The sequence below is a fragment of the Paenibacillus caseinilyticus genome, from assembly GCF_027533645.1.
In the GTDB taxonomy this organism is placed as follows: Bacteria; Bacillota; Bacilli; order Paenibacillales; family NBRC-103111; genus Paenibacillus_G; species Paenibacillus_G caseinilyticus.
The window spans coordinates 108546-129260 of sequence record NZ_JAQAGY010000009.1 but is presented as its reverse complement, the minus strand read 5'-3'; the positions used below and the strand labels follow the sequence as shown (position 1 = coordinate 129260).

22 protein-coding genes are annotated in these 20715 nt (G+C 57.1%); 18 read left to right on the top strand and 4 right to left on the bottom strand.

Going from position 1 to position 20715, the window contains the following annotated elements:
* The first annotated feature begins 5 nt into the window (after positions 1–5).
* Positions 6–422 (top strand): hypothetical protein, encoded by a 417-nt coding sequence (locus O9H32_RS15605; protein WP_269867041.1) that lies wholly within the window; start codon positions 6–8, stop codon positions 420–422.
* Between the two features lie 386 nt (positions 423–808).
* Here O9H32_RS15605 and O9H32_RS15600 read toward each other — a convergent pair whose 3' ends face one another.
* Together O9H32_RS15600 and O9H32_RS15595 are read right to left on the bottom strand one after the other, a co-directional pair.
* On the bottom strand, positions 809–1345 hold the full coding sequence (locus O9H32_RS15600; RefSeq protein ID WP_269867040.1) for a DinB family protein: 537 nt from the start codon (positions 1343–1345) through the stop codon (positions 809–811).
* Positions 1346–1703: 358 nt separating this feature from the next.
* Positions 1704–2738 (bottom strand): YheC/YheD family endospore coat-associated protein, encoded by a 1035-nt coding sequence (locus O9H32_RS15595; RefSeq protein WP_269867039.1) that lies wholly within the window; start codon positions 2736–2738, stop codon positions 1704–1706.
* Between the two features lie 221 nt (positions 2739–2959).
* Between O9H32_RS15595 and O9H32_RS15590 the strand changes: the two genes are divergently transcribed.
* From O9H32_RS15590 to O9H32_RS15535, 12 genes are all read left to right on the top strand, one after another.
* Positions 2960–3466 (top strand): hypothetical protein, encoded by a 507-nt coding sequence (locus O9H32_RS15590; RefSeq protein WP_269867038.1) that lies wholly within the window; start codon positions 2960–2962, stop codon positions 3464–3466.
* A gap of 273 nt (positions 3467–3739) precedes the next feature.
* Positions 3740–4156, top strand: a complete 417-nt coding sequence (locus O9H32_RS15585; protein ID WP_269867037.1) for a VOC family protein — start codon at positions 3740–3742, stop codon at positions 4154–4156.
* Positions 4157–4326: 170 nt separating this feature from the next.
* Entirely contained in the window at positions 4327–5058 is a 732-nt protein-coding gene (locus O9H32_RS15580; protein WP_269867036.1) for a metallophosphoesterase family protein, read from the top strand.
* 286 nt (positions 5059–5344) lie between these two features.
* Entirely contained in the window at positions 5345–5797 is a 453-nt protein-coding gene (locus O9H32_RS15575; protein ID WP_269867035.1) for a hypothetical protein, read from the top strand.
* Between the two features lie 169 nt (positions 5798–5966).
* On the top strand, positions 5967–7244 hold the full coding sequence (locus O9H32_RS15570) for a DUF5068 domain-containing protein (protein WP_269867034.1): 1278 nt from the start codon (positions 5967–5969) through the stop codon (positions 7242–7244).
* Between the two features lie 45 nt (positions 7245–7289).
* Positions 7290–8198, top strand: coding sequence for a stalk domain-containing protein (locus tag O9H32_RS15565; protein WP_269867033.1), 909 nt, complete (start codon positions 7290–7292; stop codon positions 8196–8198).
* Between the two features lie 140 nt (positions 8199–8338).
* The gene (locus tag O9H32_RS15560) at positions 8339–9055 is read left to right on the top strand and encodes a response regulator transcription factor (RefSeq protein WP_269867032.1); all 717 of its coding nucleotides are present in this window, start codon (positions 8339–8341) and stop codon (positions 9053–9055) included.
* Complete coding sequence (locus tag O9H32_RS15555) at positions 9045–10103, top strand: sensor histidine kinase (RefSeq protein WP_269867031.1); 1059 nt, start codon at positions 9045–9047, stop codon at positions 10101–10103. Before O9H32_RS15560 ends, O9H32_RS15555 begins: the two co-directional genes overlap by 11 nt.
* A gap of 83 nt (positions 10104–10186) precedes the next feature.
* On the top strand, positions 10187–11107 hold the full coding sequence (locus O9H32_RS15550; protein WP_269867030.1) for an ABC transporter ATP-binding protein: 921 nt from the start codon (positions 10187–10189) through the stop codon (positions 11105–11107).
* Positions 11100–11834, top strand: coding sequence for an ABC transporter permease (locus O9H32_RS15545; RefSeq protein ID WP_269867029.1), 735 nt, complete (start codon positions 11100–11102; stop codon positions 11832–11834). Before O9H32_RS15550 ends, O9H32_RS15545 begins: the two co-directional genes overlap by 8 nt.
* Positions 11835–11870: 36 nt before the next feature.
* Positions 11871–12668, top strand: a complete 798-nt coding sequence (locus O9H32_RS15540) for an undecaprenyl-diphosphate phosphatase (RefSeq protein WP_269867028.1) — start codon at positions 11871–11873, stop codon at positions 12666–12668.
* A 204-nt stretch (positions 12669–12872) separates the two neighbouring features.
* Positions 12873–13427 carry an RDD family protein gene (locus O9H32_RS15535; RefSeq protein WP_269867027.1) on the top strand — a complete coding sequence of 185 codons (555 nt, stop codon included), beginning with the start codon at positions 12873–12875 and terminating at the stop codon, positions 13425–13427.
* Between the two features lie 77 nt (positions 13428–13504).
* On the opposite strand, the gene O9H32_RS15530 is transcribed toward O9H32_RS15535, so the two are convergent.
* Entirely contained in the window at positions 13505–14251 is a 747-nt protein-coding gene (locus O9H32_RS15530; protein ID WP_269867026.1) for an MBL fold metallo-hydrolase, read from the bottom strand.
* Positions 14252–14497: 246 nt separating this feature from the next.
* Here O9H32_RS15530 and O9H32_RS15525 point away from each other — a divergent pair, with 246 nt between their 5' ends.
* Genes O9H32_RS15525 through O9H32_RS15505 form a run of 5 tightly spaced genes read left to right on the top strand, consistent with a single transcriptional unit; the run spans position 14498 to position 19777 of the window.
* Complete coding sequence (locus O9H32_RS15525) at positions 14498–16075, top strand: spore germination protein (RefSeq protein ID WP_269867025.1); 1578 nt, start codon at positions 14498–14500, stop codon at positions 16073–16075.
* Positions 16076–16092: 17 nt separating this feature from the next.
* Entirely contained in the window at positions 16093–17298 is a 1206-nt protein-coding gene (locus tag O9H32_RS15520; protein ID WP_269867024.1) for a Ger(x)C family spore germination protein, read from the top strand.
* A 6-nt stretch (positions 17299–17304) separates the two neighbouring features.
* On the top strand, positions 17305–17544 hold the full coding sequence (locus O9H32_RS15515; RefSeq protein WP_269867023.1) for a hypothetical protein: 240 nt from the start codon (positions 17305–17307) through the stop codon (positions 17542–17544).
* 33 nt (positions 17545–17577) lie between these two features.
* Positions 17578–18684 (top strand): GerAB/ArcD/ProY family transporter, encoded by a 1107-nt coding sequence (locus tag O9H32_RS15510; protein ID WP_269867022.1) that lies wholly within the window; start codon positions 17578–17580, stop codon positions 18682–18684.
* Between the two features lie 7 nt (positions 18685–18691).
* Positions 18692–19777, top strand: a complete 1086-nt coding sequence (locus tag O9H32_RS15505; RefSeq protein WP_269867021.1) for a GerAB/ArcD/ProY family transporter — start codon at positions 18692–18694, stop codon at positions 19775–19777.
* Positions 19778–19862: 85 nt separating this feature from the next.
* Here the strand turns inward: O9H32_RS15505 and O9H32_RS15500 are convergent, their stop codons facing one another.
* On the bottom strand, positions 19863–20714 hold the full coding sequence (locus O9H32_RS15500) for an SDR family NAD(P)-dependent oxidoreductase (protein ID WP_269867020.1): 852 nt from the start codon (positions 20712–20714) through the stop codon (positions 19863–19865).
* Position 20715: the final 1 nt, after the last annotated feature.

Below are 20715 nucleotides of genomic sequence, written 5' to 3'. Positions count from 1 at the left end.
TGGAAATGAACAAAGCGGTATTGGTGGTAAGGGTGCTATTTGGGATCTTCCTGCTTGCCTTTGCGGTGATGAGCTTCTTCATCGAAGCCTCCGTCCCCGCCAATTACCCCGAGGCGGCCAAGCAATTCATGGCGGGGCTGACGGGTGCCGGCTATATTCTCTTTATCGTGACGCTGCTGAAAGGGCTGGTTGGGTTGTCGATGCTGACGGGACGGTTCGTACCTCTGGCGCTCGTCCTGTTCGTTCCGATCTCGCTGAACATGCTGCTCTTCCATCTATTCCTCGAACCGGCCGGAATGCTTCCCGCGCTCGTCCTGTTTCTCATGAACGTCTTCCTTCTCTTCGGCTATCTGGACAGCTACCGTCCGCTCCTGAGAGCCAAAGCGTCGAAGGGGACGGGCGGCGCCTCCCTCCGGGGATAACTCGCCGGCCCCGCTGCATCGCTTCTGAAGAACGGCCCATTCCCGGGGCCGTTCTTTTCTATGGAAGGGAGAGGAGGGAGGCTTAGGGCCTCCATGTGACGATCTGGGCCGAGGGTAAGCGGACTTGGCTTAGGGAGGCTTCCCATAATAGAATGGATAGGTACGCTGGCTTCGGAGAGTGTGCCGCAGCCAGAGAGGATGGAGGCCAACAGATCAATGTACGAATTATTTGTCCTGGGCGAGCTGTCGATCGGAACGAGGCATGGGTATGAGGAGAGGACGTAACGCCGCAGCCCGCGGCCCATAGGGCCGGACCGACCGGGCACAGAAGAAGAAGCCGGCAGCACGCTGCACCGGCTTCTTCTTCGTGTCTATCTTCACCCTCTTTAGACAGCAGGAGCTCCTTGTTCCTCAGCCGGCGAACCGCCCGCATACCAGAAGAGCGCATACTCGGTCATGGTGGAGGCGTGACCCATCTGGCGGAGCATCGCCGACACGTTCCCCCGGTGATATGTCCCGTGGTTCACCACTTGGAGCACCATCTCGGACAAACTCGTTTCCCGGATGCCGGCATACGGATTATCGAGCAGGAGCTTCTTCTCCAAGTCGGGCTCGCGACCGAAGAAGGAGGCATACTGCGCGGACAAGCTGCCGAACAGGGATGACAGCTCTGTGGCGTTCCGCTGCTCCGCGTCCGCTTGGATGCTGGCGCTGGCCGCTATGGCATCGTTCATCGACTTCCCGTCCATGATGCTCAGCCAGGCACAATCCGTCGTATAGATATGCGCCATGGCTTTGGAGACCGTGGGGAAGATGCTGCGGATCTCCTGGGTGTAGACATCTTGGGGCAGTTCGTCCAGCCGGCCGAGCAGGGTCCGGTTGGCCCAAATATGGTATTGGTACATCGTAGCAGCACAGGTCATAGTCACATCTCCTTTGGGGCTAGGCGGCTTCCATTCGAGCCTTATGTTCCTATTATAAGCCGGGGATGGTGACAACAGTCTGTCAGGGATGTATACAATAAAATATTTCCTGCGAGACGCGGCAGCCTTGCGATGTGTCCCCCATGCCAAAGAAGAGGCACGACGTGTGCCTCTTTTTCTTGATAGCTAAGAATTTATATCTCGCCAGAGCTCGATCCTGTCATCTTACATATCTAATAAACGCGCCCGTCCTTAAAGGACGGCGAAGCCGTTTATCTTGCGTATTGTTCTTCACAAGTAAATCCGGGCGTGTAACCTTGCCAAGCATCTACCCATATACTGGGGTATCTGCAGTGCCTTACCTGCGGCTGAGATAGTTCGCGTACTCCAGCGGCCGGGAATAGACGGCTCGCCGGGTGTGGCGCAGTTCCGCGTACATCGTCTTTTGGGGCTTGCCGTTCATCTCGATAATCCAGGGATGCCCCTGGCCGTCCAAGGCAATATCTACGCTCAGCTCGCACATCGGTTTGCCGATATCCATCTCTACAATCTCAGCGGCCCGCAAGCTGATATCATACATCGTTTTCATCATCGGTTTGATAGCGGAGGCAGGATAGAGGCGGCCAAGCGCCTCTTTCGACAAGACCACTTTCTCGCTGACGCTCGTATTGAAGCATCCTGGATAGGCGATCCGGGAGGCCGCATTGGTTACGGACCATTGCCCCGTTTTGTTTTTTTGGGCGAGAATCCGGATATCGAAGTGGCGGTGCTGAAGCTGCCGCACCTCAATTCCCTGCTGGATCAGGTAAGGCGTGGAGCCGATGAGGCGTTCGATCTCTTCCTGAAACCCGGCGATGCTGCCGGCGATGATCCGGGGTGTCGTATGATGGTCCGCCACGTGGACTTCGCCTGAGTCCTGCAGCGCTACGCGGTATACGCCTTGGCCCATATGTCCGTTGCAGGGCTTCAGGTAGAGGAGCTTGTGAACGCTTAGCAGCCGGGCGGCGGTGTCTCTGTCGTAAGCCCAGGTGTCCGGCAAGTAAGGCGAGAGCCAGCGGCTCAAACTCCGGTGAACATCCAGCTTGTTGAATTGGTTGGCAGGATTGAACAGCTTCCCCGGGCCGATAGCCTGCTCGAGACGGTCTCTGACCTCATCATCCAACCGGTAGCAGCGGTTATAGACCAGCTTGGGGAGGGGGACGAGGCCCTCCGTCCACTTCCCGTTCCTCAGCTGAAGGCAGCGGATTTGTCTGCGCCTCCAGTCGATAGACGAGGGGGTGAAGCATACGAGCTTCATCCTGGCAGGCTTATGCAACATGTAGGTCCGGAGGGCTGGCTTTCTTCGCTTGTCGTCCTCGACCAGGATGCCGATCGTGCCTGGATGCCGGTTCAAGAGGATTCCTCCTTCCGTGTGCAATTGGTGTCTGTATATCATATGTGAGGATGGCGCATATGCATGGACAGGTGCACACTGTGCGGCCAAAAGAGGGCGCATATAACGATTCAGCCGGGCATAGAATCTCATGTAGACCTTGATACCAGCCGGAAGGCGAAGGATCACCTTCCGTATGGGGCCAAGGATTCTCTATCATGCGAAGGAGCGTGAACGCGACTATGGGTAGATTACCAGGCCCTCCCGGCCCTCCGGGACCACAGGGACCGACAGGTCCGACAGGCGCTACAGGACCGACGGGACCGGCAGGCCCTGCCGGACCGCCGGGTACTTCCGGGATCTTCATCGAATTTGAATGTGCGGAGTTCGGCGGGATCGTACTGACAACGGCTGCGCCTATTGCTGACCTGGCATCCGTGACGATCACGGTAGACGAACCCGGTAACATCGTCTGGCTGACCGCCTATGCCACATGGACGCCCAGCGCGGCGAGTCCTACGATTGCATTCAGCATCCTCCGGGACGGGACGACGGTCTTATGTACGGCAAGCGACACGCCGGTGTCGGCCAACAGTCCGATCACGACGGCCCTGACCTGCTGCGATATGGGGGCGGCTGTAGGCACGCATACGTATACGCTGCGTGCTACGGGAACCATTCCGGGAGCGGGCAATATCACGATCACAATCAATGAGGGAACACTGACGGCGGCGGAGATTGATACGTAAGACACATCCATACGTAACACCGATCCATACGTAAGACCTTCTTTTCGCCCTATGCAGGAGAGCAGGCGCTTGGAATCCATAGAATACCCGGGGACCCCGTCCAGGCTTGGATGGGGTCTTCGACTGCGCCCGCGATCCGTTCTGGCGCAGGCCTGTCTGTACTTACCGCAATCCGTAAGAAACCGGGCGTCCCCTTCATGGTATACTTAGGAGGAAGACAGCGAGAGACAAGCCGGCAAGAAAGCAAACCATCCTACCATGAGGTGATGCCCGATGGCACTGAGAGCCGAACAAATCTTTGTGAATTTACCGGTAAAAGACTTGGATCGTTCTGTCGCTTTTTTTACTTCCGTAGGCTTCGAATTCAATGCGCAGTTCACTGACGAGACAGCCACTTGTATGGTGATCAGCGAGCATATCTACGTCATGCTGCTTGTGGAGAGCAAGTTCCAGTCTTTCACGGGCAAGGAGATCAGCGATGCTTCCCGGAGCTCGGAAGTTATTCTGGCCCTGTCCGCCGAGAGCAGGGAAGCGGTGGACGACATCGTGAACCGGGCGCTGGCTGCAGGCGGCAAGCCTTCCAACGAACCGATAGATCACGGCTTCATGTATTCGTGGAGCTTCCAGGACCCCGACGGCCACCTGTGGGAAGTTCTCTATATGGATTCGGGTGCCGTCCAGCAAGGATAAGAGAGATTCCGGGTTTCCCTGCAGAACATCGCATCCATGGTGCGGTGTTTTTTGGCGCTGCTGCACACATAGATGCCTGCCGGGGCGGTGGTATGGGCAAACCTTAGGGAGTTGTGGTATTTTACTCTCATGGATTCATGCTTGCTGTTATTCGATGGGAGGACTGCTCTATGGAACGCATCGCCGTTATATCCGACATTCATGGGAATCTGCCTGCGCTGGAAGCGGTACTGGAAGATATCGATACCCGGGGAATCGCGCGGGTGATATGCCTTGGCGATCTCATTGGCAAAGGCCCCAGCTCGGACCTCTGCGTAGACCTGATCCGGGAGCGGTGCGAACGGGTGGTTATGGGCAACTGGGATGAGTTTATGTCGAAGCCCAGCGAGATCACGGAGGTTCAGTGGCATCAGTCAATGCTGGGGGAAGAGCGGATGAGCTACTTGGCCTCGCTCCCCTTCTCGGCGGAGTTCTGGATGAGCGGCAAGTATGTCCGGCTATTCCATGCTTCACCGCGAAGCCTGTACGAACGGATTCAACCCTGGGACGACGCCGCCCGGCGTCTGTCGCTGTTCGATTCTTCGGAGCACTGCCAGCGCCCCATCCCGGCCGATGCGGCCGGTTACGGGGATATTCATCAGGCTTACATGCAGCATCTGGGCGGGAAGCTTCTATTCAATGCGGGCAGCGTAGGGAATCCGCTGGATCTGCCCCAGGCTTCCTATGCGATTCTGGAAGGCGTATGGGAGAGCGAGACTCCCGCCCCGCTGACGGTCCAGTTCACCCGTGTGCCATATGATGTGGAGCTGTCGGTGCGGCAGGCCATGGAGTCCGGCATGCCTTATCTGGAAGCCTATATAGGGGAGCTTCGAACCGCCGTCTACCGGGGCAGCAGCAAGTAAGTCAGGCTCCATCCGAGCTAATGAATAGCCTGAAGAAGCGGCCAACCGGGAAGGTGTCTCGGGGCCGCTTTTTTTTGATAATACTAGAATTTATATCTCGCCAGCCAGAGTCCGATCCTGTCTTCTTGTATTTCTTATAAACGCGCATCGTCCTTTCAAGGGCGGCGAAGCCGTGTATCTTGTACCACAGGGCTTGTCCGTATATGGTATATTATGGAATAAAGGGAGTGGTGCAAATGGCAGAGGGATTCTGCACGGGGACTAGGCAAGAATCGGAGGCAGGGGCATGAACCGGGGGGTATTTTTTGTCTTCAGCCTGCTCGTTGCCCTTGTGGCGCCCGTAACGGCTTACTTCCGCCTCATAGCCCAGTTGGTCGCCGGCATGCTCGTGCCGGAAGGGGTGGACAACGTAGCGGGTCTGGCTATCGTCATTGTTGTGATTCCCCTGTTCTTTCTGATGCTGAATGCCGTGCTGTATGCGGTGCTGTATTATTTCGCGGTGGCCCCTAACCGAGACTCCGGTATTTCGTATTCCCTCCTTCTGCCGCAGAAGGATTCCCCATGGGTTCAGGTGGTCAGGGGATTAGGGTATGTGTGGCTGGTGTATCTCAATGTGGAATACGGGAAGCTGAACATTTATCCGCTGTGGATCTGGGCAGTCGATAATGTGATTGTCATTCATTATATCGTGTGGACGCTAAGACTGGTTAAAGATAAAATCAAGACGGATCCAAGATAAAATCAGTCCTGGCATGCAGAAGATGCAATGGTTTTCGATAAAATCCTACACGGTTCTCCCTCATTCATCAAAATAATGGGTTCTATCGCCTATTCCTTTTCATGGTAATGTTCGTCACAATATACTATTGAACTTCGTTCAAATACATAATCAGAAAGATTGGGACATCATGATGAAGAAACAAGTCGTATCGAGCATACTCCTCTCGGCGGTGCTGCTGCTCACAGCGTGCGGCGCAAACCAGCAGGCGGAGGCGCCCGCGCCTGCTCAGGAGCTGGCTAAGAACGCTGCCGCAACGCCGGCCGCCGAACCGAAGAAGGAGACTGCCGCCGCCAGCACAAAGAAGCCGGAAGCCGCTTCATCGAGCGGGGGCAGCGGGGGCAGCCCGCTCAATCCGAACATCGCTGTGGAATCGGAGGGTAACGTTGAAGTCATCTATACGAACCAAGCGCCAGGCTATACCCACAATATGGATGGCTTCAAGGTTACCGTCGAAGAATATCAAATCGTAAAAGTAACGGATATGAACAAGCGGGTGGCCTCCATTCCGTTCGAGAATCAAACCGAAGGTTATGTGGTGACAGCCAAGGTGACGCTCGATAATGGCTCAGGCAAGGCGATGTACTATAACAATAACTATCGGATTCAGGTCAGCAAGTCGAGCGATTATGTCCCTAACGATAGCAACCGCACGTTCATCCGCAAGGAAGATCAGCTGAAATCCAAGCAGGAGACGGAAGCCTCGAAATTCGCCTCAGGCGAGAAGATTACGGGGCTGATCTCCTTCACATTGACCCATGAGGAATTCGCATCCCTGAAGTCGGTGAAACCCAAATTCATCATTGAAGGGGGAGCCTCGGACAACGACCAGTTCAAGGGGAGTTTCAAAGGCGATGCCACCTTCGATTTCACTTACAGCGAGGAGCAGAAGCAGCAGGCCGCGAGCGAACCGAAGTTCTATCCGGACCGTCTGACCACGGACAACCTGGCCGATAAGAAGATGATCTTCGAGAAGACCGGAATCGGGGAGACGAAGCAGATCGGCGATGTCAAGATCACCTTGGACGGCGTCCAATATACGGAAGTCATTCCGACTGCAGCCAATCAGGCGAGGTTCAAGACCTTCGGCGAGAACGGGATTGTGGCGGTTACCGTCAAGCTGCTGATCGACAACCCGTCGGATACGGCGCTGAGCCTGTTCTCGACCGGCTCCAAGCTTCATGTGGATGGGAACCGCGGTACGGCGCTCTCCCAGGGATTGGTCGAGCCGCGAGATCCCGATGAGGTGAAGCCGGGCGGCGGGGCGACCAAGTACCATGTCTTTCTATTCCGCAAGGATGAGTTCGGCCTCTACAAGGCATTCGGTCTCGAGTTCGGACCGTTCACGGGCACGGACGGCAAAAGGCTGTTCAAAGAAGCTACGGCGGAGTTCACCCTGCCGAGATAACGCCATCGCCAGGCTGTCCGGAAAATGGGAGGGGAGGGATTGGCAATGAACAAGTTTATGATGGGCATAGCCTGCGGAGCTGCTTTGACGGCCACGACAGCTGTATATGCTTCCACTACGATTCAGGCCTACTTGTTTCCGGCGGCGTTTGTGATCAATGGGGAAGACAAAGCGGCTACCTCATATGAGACCTTGAATTATAACGGAAGCGCCTATGTGCCGGTAAGGTTTGTATCCGAGAGTCTGGGGGCTGCCGTCGCCTATGATGAGACTTCGAAGACGATCACGATCGATAGCGGGTTGGACATCGTAGATGTGAATAATCGCTACACGAAGGCGGGGCACCTTACGGTTGCGCAAGCCGGCAGCGGTTCGACGATCAGCGGGAAGCTCTACATCGGACAGGATGCATGGGATCATAAATTCCTGGATGCCATACAGTCGATGAACCCGGACACCGATAACTCGAGCACTACGGTCTCCGGTACGCTCGTGTTCTGGAACGACAAAGGGGAAGTGATGGAGAAAGTGCCTTACAAGGTCGACGGCGCCGCGCTCCAGAAAGAACAGATCGTGAGCCTGCAGGCGGCAAGCCAGACAGATGTGTCCGGTTATGCTGTCGTTACCTTGGAGAAGACCCAGCCCAGTCCGCGTCCATTCTACGATCCGGCCGGCCCCTTGATCCAGGATCCGACCGGTATGGTGGCCTTCGGCGTCCTGAACATGGAGAGATCGGGCGATTATACCGTGATGCGCGCCTTGCTCAATACGGTGAATTTTGCGGGGACGATCCCTGCGCAGACCGTTCGGATTTCCTTCCTGGATGAGAGCGGGAACACGCTGGACACCATCCATACCACCTTTGACCAGAAGACGGATCCGATGTATACCGTGCTTGTAGGGAAGGGCGATTTGACTCGGTACAAGTCGGTCAAGGTAGAGTTAATGGATTAAAGTTCGATTGGAGGGCTGCCGCTGGGCAGCCCTTTGTTTTTTACTAAGGCAAGATTGCGGGCTTCGAAACATTTGGCCGGGATGTCCCGTCAGAGGATTGGCCGCTTGGTCGATGCTATAAAGAGAAGAGGGTGAACTCCATGGAAGACATCCGGGTGCTTGCTGCCGACGATGAGAAGGAAATTCGAGACTTACTCCAAATTTATTTGGAACGCGAAACGTACCGTGTGGACCTGGCGGGAGACGGCGAAGAGGCGCTCCGTTTGTTCGGCCAGCGTCCCTACAGCCTGGTGCTGCTCGACCTCATGATGCCCAAGATAGACGGTATCGAAGTGTGCCGGAGTATCCGGGCCCGCTCCAATGTGCCCATCCTCCTGCTTACCGCCAAGGATCAGGAGATCGACAAGGTGCTGGGACTCTCTATCGGAGCCGATGACTATATCACGAAGCCGTTCAGCATCCATGAGCTCGTGGCCCGGATCAAAGCGCACCTGCGCCGGTACCGGGTCCTCGGCAGCGAGAACGGAGGCATGCAGGACAGCGGTGTTCTCCGCTTCAAGAACTTATGTATCGACACGCTCCATTACACCGTAACCAAGGATGGGACGGAGGTGGGCCTTACGGCCAAGGAATTCCAGCTTCTGAAGCTGTTCGCCACTCATCCCCAGCGCGTGTTCACGAAGACGCAGCTGTTCCGGCAGGTGTGGGACAGCGATTATCTCGAGGACGACAATACGGTCATGGTGCATATCCGCAAGCTGCGGAAGAAGATTGAAGATGATCCGTCCGACCCGCAGCGGATTCAGACGGTGTGGGGGATCGGCTACAAATTTGCGGAGGAGCCGCATGATGCATAAGCGGGAGGGGTGTTGGTTCGGACTGCAGCTGCTGGCTCTGGCCGGTCTCCTGCTCACCGACTCGTGGGCAGGGTTCGAGGGGGCCGCACGGGCCGCTTCGGGAACAGTCCTGCTCGTTCTTGCCGTGATGCTGCTCCGGCAAGGTGTCCGGCGGAGATCGGGACTGCACGGATGGACAGTCGAGCTGCGCCGGGTATTGGCAGGCCACGGGAGCGCCCGCCTGTTGGCCCGGGGAGATAGCGTTTGGAAAGAGGCCGTCTTCGCGGTGAATGAACTCATCGGACGGTTGGCCGAGGTGCAGGCGGCCTCGGTCCGTTCCGAGGCGGCCAGGAAGAGCCTGCTGTCCAATATCTCGCATGACATCCGGACGCCGCTTACATCGATGATCGGCTATATTGATGCGCTCCGGGACGAGATCGCGCCTACCCGGGAGGTCCGCGAGGAGTACATGGATGTGCTCTCAAAGAAAGCCTGCCGCCTGAAACGCCTCGTGGACGAAACATTCCAGCTCGCGAAGCTGGATGCGGACGACCAGTCCCTGACGCCGGAGCCTCTGGATCTTGCCGAGCAGGCGAGAGAAGCCCTGATCGCCTGGCTGCCGGAGCTGCAGAAGCACGGGATAGAACCGCGGCTCTGCCTGCCGGAGACGGTGTGCCGCGTGCTTGCCGACCGCTTCAGCCTCGAGCGGATCTTGTCCAATCTGCTTGAGAATGCCGTAAGGTACGGCAGGGAAGGAGGCGTCTTGGGGCTGGAGGTGGACGAAGCGGCGGAAGAATATTCGCTGCGCGTATGGGACCGGGGGCCAGGAATTGGGGAGGCGGACCTTACGCGCATATTCGAGCGAACTTACCGGGGGGACCTCTCCAGGACCTCATCCGGGGGCGGAAGCGGTCTCGGACTTGCGATAGCCCGGGCTTTGGCGGAGAAGCAGGGAGGGCGGATCCATGCGCAGAGCGAGCCGGGGGTCCGTACGGAATTTAGACTGACTCTGCCGAGGCTGAAGCCGCCGCAAGCCGAACCGCCGCATACCCAGTTAAGAGAATGTTAAGAATCGGGTAAGCGGCATTTAAGCTCCGGGCGTTACCATAGGATCTGTGCAGCAACAGCTCAACCCAGAAGAGGAGGCACAGCGTGGACGCAGTCATTCGAACGACGCAGGTAAGCAAGAGATACGGTACGCAAAAAGCGGTCGACGGCTTGAACATGCTCGTGAAGCAGGGGGAGATCTACGGATTCCTCGGCCAGAACGGAGCAGGCAAGACCACGACGATCCGCATGCTGCTGGGACTGATCCGTCCGTCGGAAGGGGAGATCGAGATCTTCGGAGAGTCCCTCTCCCGCAAGCGCAGGGAGATTCTGAGACGCATCGGGTCGATAGTAGAGTTCTCCGGCTTCTACGGCAATTTGACGGGAGGGGAGAATCTGCTCATCAATGCGAAGCTGATGGGCGTACATACCAAGAATGCCATCGAGGAAGCGCTCGAGATCGTGGGTCTTCAAGACGAGCGCAAAAAGCGGGTTGGCACCTATTCGCTTGGGATGAAGCAAAGGCTCGGCATCGCCCGAAGCATTCTCCATCATCCGGAGCTGCTCATCCTGGACGAGCCGACGAACGGCCTCGATCCGGTCGGAATCAAGGAAATCCGCCGGCTGATCGGCACGCTGGCTCGGGAGCGGAGGATGACCATCCTGATCTCCAGCCACATCCTGCCGGAAGTGGAGCAGCTCGCGGACCGGATCGGGGTCATCCACCACGGGAAGCTGCTCGAGGAGATTACGCTGGAGGAGCTCCGGCGGCGCAGCCGGCGGTTTCTCGAGTTCCAGGTATCGAGCGACACGAAGGCGGCCATGCTCCTCGAGAAGCATGCGGAGATACACGACTATGAAGTCGGGGATGAGGGAACGCTCCGTATTTATTCCCACATCGGGGAGCAGGGCAAGATCAACAGGCTGTTCGTGGAGCACGGGATTGAAGTGACCCGGATGATGGTAAGCGAGGACCGGCTCGAGGATTATTTTGTCCGTCGGATTGGAGGCGGTACCTTTGGTTGAGCTGCTCTATACGGAGCTCCTGAAGCTCAAACGAGCCGGGATGATCCCGGTCAGCCTCGTCGGCGCAGCGGCCGCTCCGGTGATGATGTTCCTCGGGGCCCTCGACATGAAGGCGAGACGGCCAGGCGAACCGGTGACCTTCTCCCAAATGTTCGAAGAGACGAACTTGTACGTGCTGCTGCTCATCGGGACGCTGCTCTACGGCGTCATCACAGCCTATCTGTTCCACCGGGAGTATGCGGAAGATACGCTGAAGAATTTGCTCACGGTGCCCGTCCCGAGAGGCAACCTCATGGTCAGCAAGCTCATTCTGCTCTTCTTCTGGATCATGGTTCTGACGCTGACCGCCTGGGGGCTCACCCTGCTCGCGGGGCTGCTTGCGGGGGCGGAGGGACTTCATGAAGAGGTGCTGCTGCGCTCCTTGAAGCAGTACGCGGCCGGCGGCAGCCTGCTCTTTCTATTGTCCACGCCGACGATGTTCGTCACCTTGCTTTTCCGGAATTATGTGCCGACGATCATCTTCACCTCTGTGGTCACCATGGGGAACGTGGCGCTGGCGAACCGGGAGTACAAGGCGCTGTTTCCCTGGTCGGCCGTGCATGTCATCGCATCCGGAGGAGAGGCCGGGGCTTACCCTATCTCTTCTTCCTATCTTGCGATAGTACTGACCTCGCTCGCCGGGTTCTTGGCGGCCCTGGTCTACTTCAAGAGAGAGGATATTGGATGAGGCGTCCCCCTCAGGCCAATAACGGAGGAGAAGCGAGTGAATGATCTATGGATTGCTATCATTATGGGCGTGGTCGAAGGGTTGACTGAATTCCTGCCGGTGTCTTCTACGGGACACATGATCCTGGCTGGACATCTGCTGAGATTCGAAGGCGAGGGGGCTTCCACCTTCAAGGTCGTCATTCAATTCGGTGCCGTCCTGGCGGTGCTCGTATTGTACCGGAGGCGGTTTCTCGGGTTCCTGGCGGTTTCTCCCCGGAGATGGAGGCAGCCGGGACTGAACATCCTGCATGTGGGTGCGGCACTCGTGCCGTTCCTGATCGCCGGACTCTCCATCTATGGATATATGAAAAAGCATCTGTTCGGACCCACCCCCGTCCTGATCGGTCTCGTGGCCGGCGGGGTGCTGATGATCGCGGCCGACAAGTACAGGAGGACGGTTACCGCCGAGACGATGGACGAGATCAGCTACAGGCAGGCCTTCGCTATCGGATTGTTCCAGTGTCTGGCGGTCTGGCCGGGCTTCTCGCGGTCGGGCTCGACCATCTCGGGCGGCATGCTGCTTGGCACCAGCCAGAAGGCGGCAGCGGAGTTCACTTTCATCATCTCCGTCCCTATCATGTTCGCCGCCTCCGCTTACGACCTGTACAAGAGCCGGGCGTACCTGTCCGCGGCCGACCTCCCGCTGTTCCTCACGGGGCTCGGCACCGCCTTCGTTGTTGCACTGCTTGCTATCGTCACGTTCCTGAGCCTGATCAAGCGGCTCAGCCTGACCTGGTTTGCTCTCTACCGCTTTGCGCTGGCTGCGGTTTTCTTCATCATCCTGTACTTATGATGATCCCATCCCGGATGACAAGATTCCACATGCTTGCAGGGAAGGGCAATTTGACCCGTTACAATTCGGTCCAGGTAGAGTTAACGGATTAGAATTCGCATGAGGGCTGCCGCTGGGCAGCCCTTTGTTTTATACTACAATGGGGCGGCCGGAGAAAGAGTTAGTTTATAAACGGAATAATACGGAAGGTAAGGGGCTGGGATAATGACCGAACAACATGAAAATCTGAAGGAACTAACCGTCATTGATTCTGCTGCACCCAGACCGTGGATCAGATTCTGGGCGAGGTATGTGGACATTTTTATTTTTATGATAGGGGTTACTTTCGTTTGGGCGCTTATAGATATGGAGAGTTTGAATCGCACAAGCGATACGTTACTGTCCGTGCTGCTGATATTTTCCTGGATTTTCGTGGAAGGGACGCTTCTATCTCTTTTCGGAACGACACCAGGCAAAAAAATATTCCGCATACGCGTACTGAACGCCTCAGGCAACCGGCTGACTCCGATGGAATCGTTCAAACGCAGCAGATTCATTTGGCTGAGAGGGATGGGCGTGGGAATAGGGGTGGTGCAGCTTATAGCGAATGCTCTGGCTTACAAAACGCTGGTAAAAGAAGGGTATACAACCTGGGATAGGGATATAGGGACTAGGGTCCACCATGCCAACCTGGGCAGCATAAGGGCTGCTCTTATCGTCATCCTTCTGCTTCTAATCTTTACTGTCTTGATCTTAGGAGCTATGGAGGGCTTCGTATAATCTTCTGAAGCGGTTCTTGACATCCGCGAGGGGGGAGGCAGCCCTACATACAGCCAGGCCGCCTCGGCCCTGCCTCCTTACAACCAAGCACCGTCCTCCGGGATGGCCACTTGCTCCAGCAGCCCTTCTGCCGACAACCGCTCCCGCAGGTCCGCTCTCGTCACCAAGCAGTGGTTGATGGCGTCCATGTGGACGGCGACAACCTTGGCAGCGGGCGCGTATCGGCATACCGCCGCGACATCGTCCGCGTCCATCGTGATCGGATCACCCTCCGCGAAGCGGGCCCCGCCTGCATTCACGACGGTCAGATGTGGCCGGTGCTCATCCAGCGCTTGCCGCACATCCTCGCACCATATCGTATCGCCGGCGATATACAAGGTCGGCTCGCCCTCCGCCTGCAGCACATAACCGGAGACCGGCCCCATCCGCCGGCCGATCTCGCCCGTACCATGCTGACCGCCAGTACGGGTAATGCGGACCCCGCGGAACTCCAGGGACGAGCTCACGGGGAGCACGGTCCCGAATCCGGAGCCGGCGATCAGCGCTTCGTCCTCCGGCTGGCATAGGATCGGCGTGGATTTGGGGAGGGCGGCTGCCGCTGCCTCATCCCAGTGGTCCCGGTGCGTATGCGTGACGAGTACGGCCGATGGAGCCAGCACGTTATCGGTACCGGCGGGCAAAGGGACAAGCGGATTCCGCCGTTCGTTCGTCGTATTCACGATGGGCGGGTTGGCCCCGGCTTCGCTGAACATCGGGTCGATTAAGAAGGGATGGCCGCCGTATTCCACCCAGAGTGTGGCATGCCGGATCAACTGCAGTTTCATGGAAAGCACTTCCTTTTCTTTATCGTGAGGGATGATGTCATTGTACACCAGCCCTGTCTATTCCACTATGCTTTGCCGTAAGAGAATGGGCAGGGCGGCTTTCACGATGAAAGGATTGAAGAAAGCTGGATTGCATTCGAGCTCCAAGATGACCTTGGGGCTTGTTTGTGTTTCTTGTTCCACATAATTTGTCCACAATGGGAAATGATATCCAGAGCAGATCCAATGGGAGGAGGATACCAAGGGATGGATAAAGGTAAAAACGCTGGCGGAAATCCCGGCGGCCCGGAACAGGAAGCGGGCGCGTCCGGTCCCCTGTCCTCCTCCATAGAGGAGAATATAAGCGGGATCCTCCGCGCGGTAGGGAACAGCGAGGATATCGTGTCAAGAACCTTCCATGCAGGACCGGAAGGGCAGCTGAACCTCTGCATCCTGTATACGGAAGGCTTGACGGACATGCATGCGGTGCAGCAGTTTGTGCTCACGCCTCTGATGACTGGGATCGGGCCGCAGGAGATGGACCGGCTCCAGAGTGCGGAAGGGACGCTGCTGCACGGATTGAAGGAGCAGGTGCTCACCGCCGGCTCGATCGAGACGGTAACCGACCGGGAAGCCCTGCTGCATTCGCTTCTATCCGGCGGCGTCATCCTGATGGCGGACGGGATCCCGCAGGCTTTGTCCATCGGCATGAGCCAGTGGGAAGACCGGACCGTGAGCGAGTCGACGGCCCAGAATGTCGTACGGGGGCCGAAGGAGGCGTTCACGGAGAATCTGCGGACCAATACGGCGCTGATCCGGCGCAAGATCAAGGATCCGCAGCTGTGGCTGGAGAGCATCTCCCTTGGCAAATATACCAAAACTTCGGTAGTGATCATGTATATCCATGGACTCGTCAATGAGAAGATTGTGGAGGAGGTACGCCTGCGTCTGGGCCGGATTAAGCTGGACAGCATTCTGGAGGGCAGCTACATCGAGGAGATGATCGAGGACAACAAGTGGAGCCCCTTTCCGACCGTATTCAACTCGGAGCGCCCGGATGTGATCGCTGCGGGGCTTCTGGAAGGGCGCGTCGCGATCCTGGTGGACGGTACGCCCTTCGTGCTCCTGGTGCCTGCGCTGTTTGTCCAATTCTATCAATCGGCGGAGGATCATTACCAGCGGGCGGATATCAGTACGCTGGTCCGGATCATCCGGATTTTTGCTCTATTCATCGCGCTCAGCGCGCCTTCGCTCTATATTGCCATCACGACCTTCCACCAGGAGATGCTCCCCACCCGGCTGCTCTTGAGCTTGGCGGCACAGCGCGAAGGGGTGCCCTTTCCTGCTTTTATTGAAGCGCTGATCATGGAGATTACCTTCGAGATCTTGCGGGAAGCCGGCATACGCATGCCCAAGGCCGTCGGCTCGGCGATCTCTATTGTCGGCACCTTGGTTATTGGGCAAGCGGCTGTGGAGGCAGGCATCGTGTCTGCGGCGATGGTCATCGTGGTAGCGATTACGGCCATCTCCAGCTTTGTACTCCCCGCCTATAGTATGTCGATTACGATTCGAATGCTCCGGTTCATACTGATGGGTCTGGCGGCATCGTTCGGCTTGTATGGGGTGACTATCGGGACCATCACCCTGCTCCTGCATATGTGCTCCTTGAGGTCGTTCGGCATTCCCTACATGAGTCCGTTCGGCCCCTTCATCCCCGGTGACCAGGATGACGCGCTCTTCCGGCTGCCCCGCTGGATGCAGCGCAATCGCCCGAGATTGATCAGCCAGCAGGATACGACCCGAATCAAACCGGACCCGCCCCGCAAATCCAGAGGTCCCGCATGACGGAGGAGGACCATTCCATGCGCAGTCGTAAGTTAATTCTCTTGATCCTGTTTGCCTGCGGTACGGTTCTTCTCACCGGCTGCTGGAACCGGAGGGAAATGAATCAGCTGGCCATCAACATGGGGCTGGGGATCGATAAGGACGCCAAGGGTTACCGGATCACGGCGCAGGTGGTCGAGCCGAGGGAGGTGGCCTCCAAGGGAGGCGGCGGCGGGCGGTCACCGGTCACGGTATACCAGTCCTTCGGCAAAACGATCTACGAAGCCATCGGGCGGGTTACCGAGGAAAGTCCCCGCAGACTCTACTTGTCCCATCTTCGCATACTCGTGCTTGGAGAAAGCCTGGCAAGAGATGGGGTCGCCCCGATACTGGACTTTTTGTCGAGGAATCATGAGATGCGGACGGATTTTTACATCGTGGTCGCCAAAGACTCCAAGGCGGAGGAGATATTGAAAGTGCTCACGGCGATCGAAGAAGTGCCGGCGAACAAGCTGTTCACCTCCCTGTATGAATCGGAGAGATCTTGGGCCCCTGCACTGACCATTACCCTCGACCGACTGATTAACGACCTGGTCAAAGAAGGGCGCAATCCCGTCCTTACCGCCGTGAAGAGACTGGGGAAAAAAACGAATACTGGCACCCAGTCCCTGGGGTCCCCGGATCCGCAGGCCCGTATTAAGATATCGGGTCTGGCCGTCTTCAAGAAGGACAAACTCATCGGCTGGCTGGATGAGGCGGAGAGCAAGGGCTTCGTCTATCTCACCGATAAGGTATACAGGACCGTGGGACCGATGAAATGTCCGGGAGGGGGGCAGCTGAATCTGGAAACCGTCCGTTCCAAAACCGTTACGAAGGGGAGGGTTGTCGGCGGAAAGCCGGAGATCACCGTCGAGGTCCATAACGAGGGCAATGTGGGGGAGGTGCAGTGCGGGCTGGATTTGACCAAGCCGGAGAGCATCGATGAGCTGGAGCAGCTCGCCGGGGCCCGATTGAAGGAGATTGTGAACGTCACCCTGGCCGCGGCCCAAAAAAAATACAAATCCGATATCTTCGGCTTCGGGGACCGGATCAGACGCTCCGACCCCAAGGGCTGGAATGCCATTAAGAAAGACTGGGAGCAATTATTTCCCCAGATGCAGGTGCAAGTCAAAACCGATTTCCAGATCCGCAGATTGGGTACGGTCACGAACTCGATTTTTCAGCAGCTGAAGGAGAAGGAGTGAGCGGCATTGTGGATCATCGTCTTGGCTGTTCTGGCCTCAGCGCTGCTGTTCCTGTGGATCGAATCTCCGATGTGGCGAAGTCAGCAGAGGAGAGGCCGCGTTGTCTTCTTCCTCATGCTGCTCCTCGGCACAGGCCTGAATCTGATCCAGTTCGCGACGAACCTGCAATTGCCGAACCCTTCGAAACTGCTGGTCGTGGTGTACAAACCGGTAGCGGATCTGCTGAAACAGCTGCTCCAAGTATAGGCATGGAAGAATAGCAGAGGGGAGGGGACGCAGATGCAGAAGGCCAAAATCGATGCCGCAGAGCTGACTGCGCTGATGCTGCTATTCGAGATGGGCACTTCCGTGGTGGTCGGCGTTGGCATGCAGGCCAAGCAGGATGCATGGCTTGCCGTTCTGATCGGTATGGGAGCGGGTCTGCCTTTGTTCCTCCTCTACGCTGCCTTGTACCGCAGGCATGGGTACCAATCGCTGATTGGCTGCTTGCAGGCTTTGTTCGGCAAACCCTTGGGAAACCTGGTCTCTATCTTGTATATGGTTTACTTTTTTTACATTGCGGCCAGAGTCTTAAGGGATTTTGGAGGGCTGCTGTTAAGCTCAATTCTGCCTTTGACACCAATGGAAGTGGTCAATTTCGTGATGGTCATCCCCGTCATCTATGCTTGTCTTCTGGGCATCGAAACTATCGGAAGGGTAGGTGAGATCTTCCTGGGCGTGATTGTCCTCTTGGGCCTGCTCTCCATCTTCCTCCTGGTCGCTTCGGACGTGATTCACTTGGAGAATCTGATGCCTCCCTTCGTGAACGGCTGGAAGCCTGTACTGCAGACGGCGTTCCCTCAGACCCTGACGTTCCCGTTCGGTGAGACCGTTGTCTTCACGATGCTGCTCCCCTGTCTGAACAAGCCTCATCTGGCGAGAAGGGTCGGCATGGCGGCCATTCTGATCAGCGGTCTGGCCCTGAGCTTCATTATTGCGGCCAATATCAGTGTGCTGACCGCCTACGGGGCGGAGAACGCGACTTTCCCTCTCTTGAAGACCTTAGGTAAAATCCGGCTGGGCGAGTTTATCGAACGGCTGGAAGTGATTGCGATTATCACGCTTATCATCGGAGGATTCTTCAAGATCACGGTGTTCCTCTACGCTTCTGTGACGGGATTGATAGAAGTGTTCCGTATCGAACGACGAAAAAAGCTCACGATCGTGTGTATAGGCGGACTCTTGTTCCTCTATTCGCTCGTCATGACGGGCAACTACATCGAGCACATCGAAGTCGGGCTGAAGATCGTCCCGCTGTATCTTCATCTCCCGTTCCAGGTCGGCGTTCCCCTCCTGCTGCTTGCACTCACATGGCTGCGCGGCAGAGATCAGGCTCAAGGCAGGTGATCTTCTCATGCAGAACCAGGTGAAAATCAGCAACCGCCAGCTTATCGTACTGGTCACGCTCTATGTCATTGGAGATTCCATCCTGGTGCTGCCCTCCTTCCCGGCAATGTACGCCAAGGAAGATGCATGGATATCGGGACTGATCGGGCTGGCGGTTGGCTTGCTCTTGGTCTATCTGCTCGCCAGGCTGGGGAAGCTTCATCCCGAAATGAACTTGTATGAGTACAGCTCCCGGCTTCTCGGGAAGCGGGGCGGCCAGGCGGCTGCCGTTCTGTTTTCCTTTTACTTCTTTCTTATGGTCTCGGCCGAGGTCCGGGAGATGGGGGACTTTATGACGACGCAGATCATGCCGCTGACCCCCATCCAATCGGTCCAGCTCTTATTCTTGTTTATCGTCGTGCTGGGAGGCCGGCTGGGGATCGAGACGGTTGCCCGGGCGGGGGAGCTCCTGTTTCCCCACTTTTTCCTGCTGTTCTTCATGCTGGCAGCCTGCCTGCTGCCTAAGATTGACCTGCAGAATGTGATGGTCCCTTTCAGCATGGGAGTCAAGCCGATTCTCTATGGATCGCTGACGGCCATTACCTTTCCGTTCGCGGAGGCCGTCTGTATCCTGTCGATTCTGTCTTCCGTGAACAAAACGGAGAAGATACCTCGGAGTATGCTCATGGGGGCGCTCATTGGAGGCATCGTGCTGGAGATCATCATTATCTTGACGATCGTCGTGATCGGGGCTCCGTTGACAGCCAACCAGATCTATCCCGCCTATTCGCTGGCCAAAAAAATCGGGATCGGCAATTTTTTAGAACGGATCGAAGCCATTCTTGCGATCATGTGGATTATTACCACCTTCTTCAAGACGGTGCTGAACTTCTATGCCTTGATGCTCGGCGCTGCCCATCTGACCCGGCTGAACGAACCCAAGCTGACGACCCTGCCCCTTGGCATGATGCTGCTCGTGTCCTCGATCGTGGCCTTTCCGGACATTGCCTATTTCAACGACCTGGCAAGCAACTATTGGCCTTTCCTTGACTTTACAATCTGCCTTGTCCTTGTGGGGCTGTACGGCTGTACGATCTTGGGGAAGAAGGCTTGACGCCCAAGCAAAAAAAGGAGCCGCGCCCATGCTGGCGAGCTCCGCTGGCGTCACGTTCTGCCCCTACGGATGAAGCCGGCTCTCTCTAAGGCTGCTCCCGGACGGGAGCCCAGCCGTAATACTCCGCCGTCTCGTCATCCCGCTCCGGCATGCCGGGCAGGATCAACCCGCCGTCCACCTTGAGGGAGACGCCGGTAATGTAAGAGGCGGCCTCGGAGGCGAGCCATAATACCGCCTCCCCGATATCCTCCGGCTGGCCTACCCTCCGCAGCGGAATCTTCCCGCCGAGCTTGTCGTAGAAGTCGGCGCCCACGCGCTCGATCTCCGTCGCGCCCGGCGCGACATTGTTGACGCGGATGCCATGCAGGCCGAGCTCGAGGGCGATCGATTCGCTCGCGCGGCGCAGCCCCGCTTTCATGCCTCCATAGATGGAGTCATGCGGATAAGCCCTCTCCGCACGCGTCGAGGTGATGTTGATCAGGCTGCCCCGGATATCCTTCTCGATCATGTGCCGGCCGACGGCTTGCATGAGCAGGACGGGCGCGACAAAATCAATATGGATGAAGGAGAGCATGTCTTCCGCCTCGATATCCAGCAGCTTCTTCGGGAAGCCCACTCCCGCATTGTTGACCAGCAGATGCACCTCGCCGAGCTCCCCAATCGCTTCCTGCGCATACCGCTGGACGAAGCCGGGATCGGATAGATCGCCGCGTACGGCATGAAACTGGCGTCCGTACGTTCCCTTGACGGTCTGCTCCAGCTCCTGGATGCCGATCTCGTTGGATTTGTATACCGTGGAGATATGGTAACCGGCCCTCGCCAGCACGATCGAGATGCCTTTGCCGATGCCGCTGCTTGCCCCTGTGACGATCGCTGTTCTGCGTACTGCTCGGACCGGCTCCGCCTCCACCTTCGTTTGGTCGTGTCTACCGCTCATC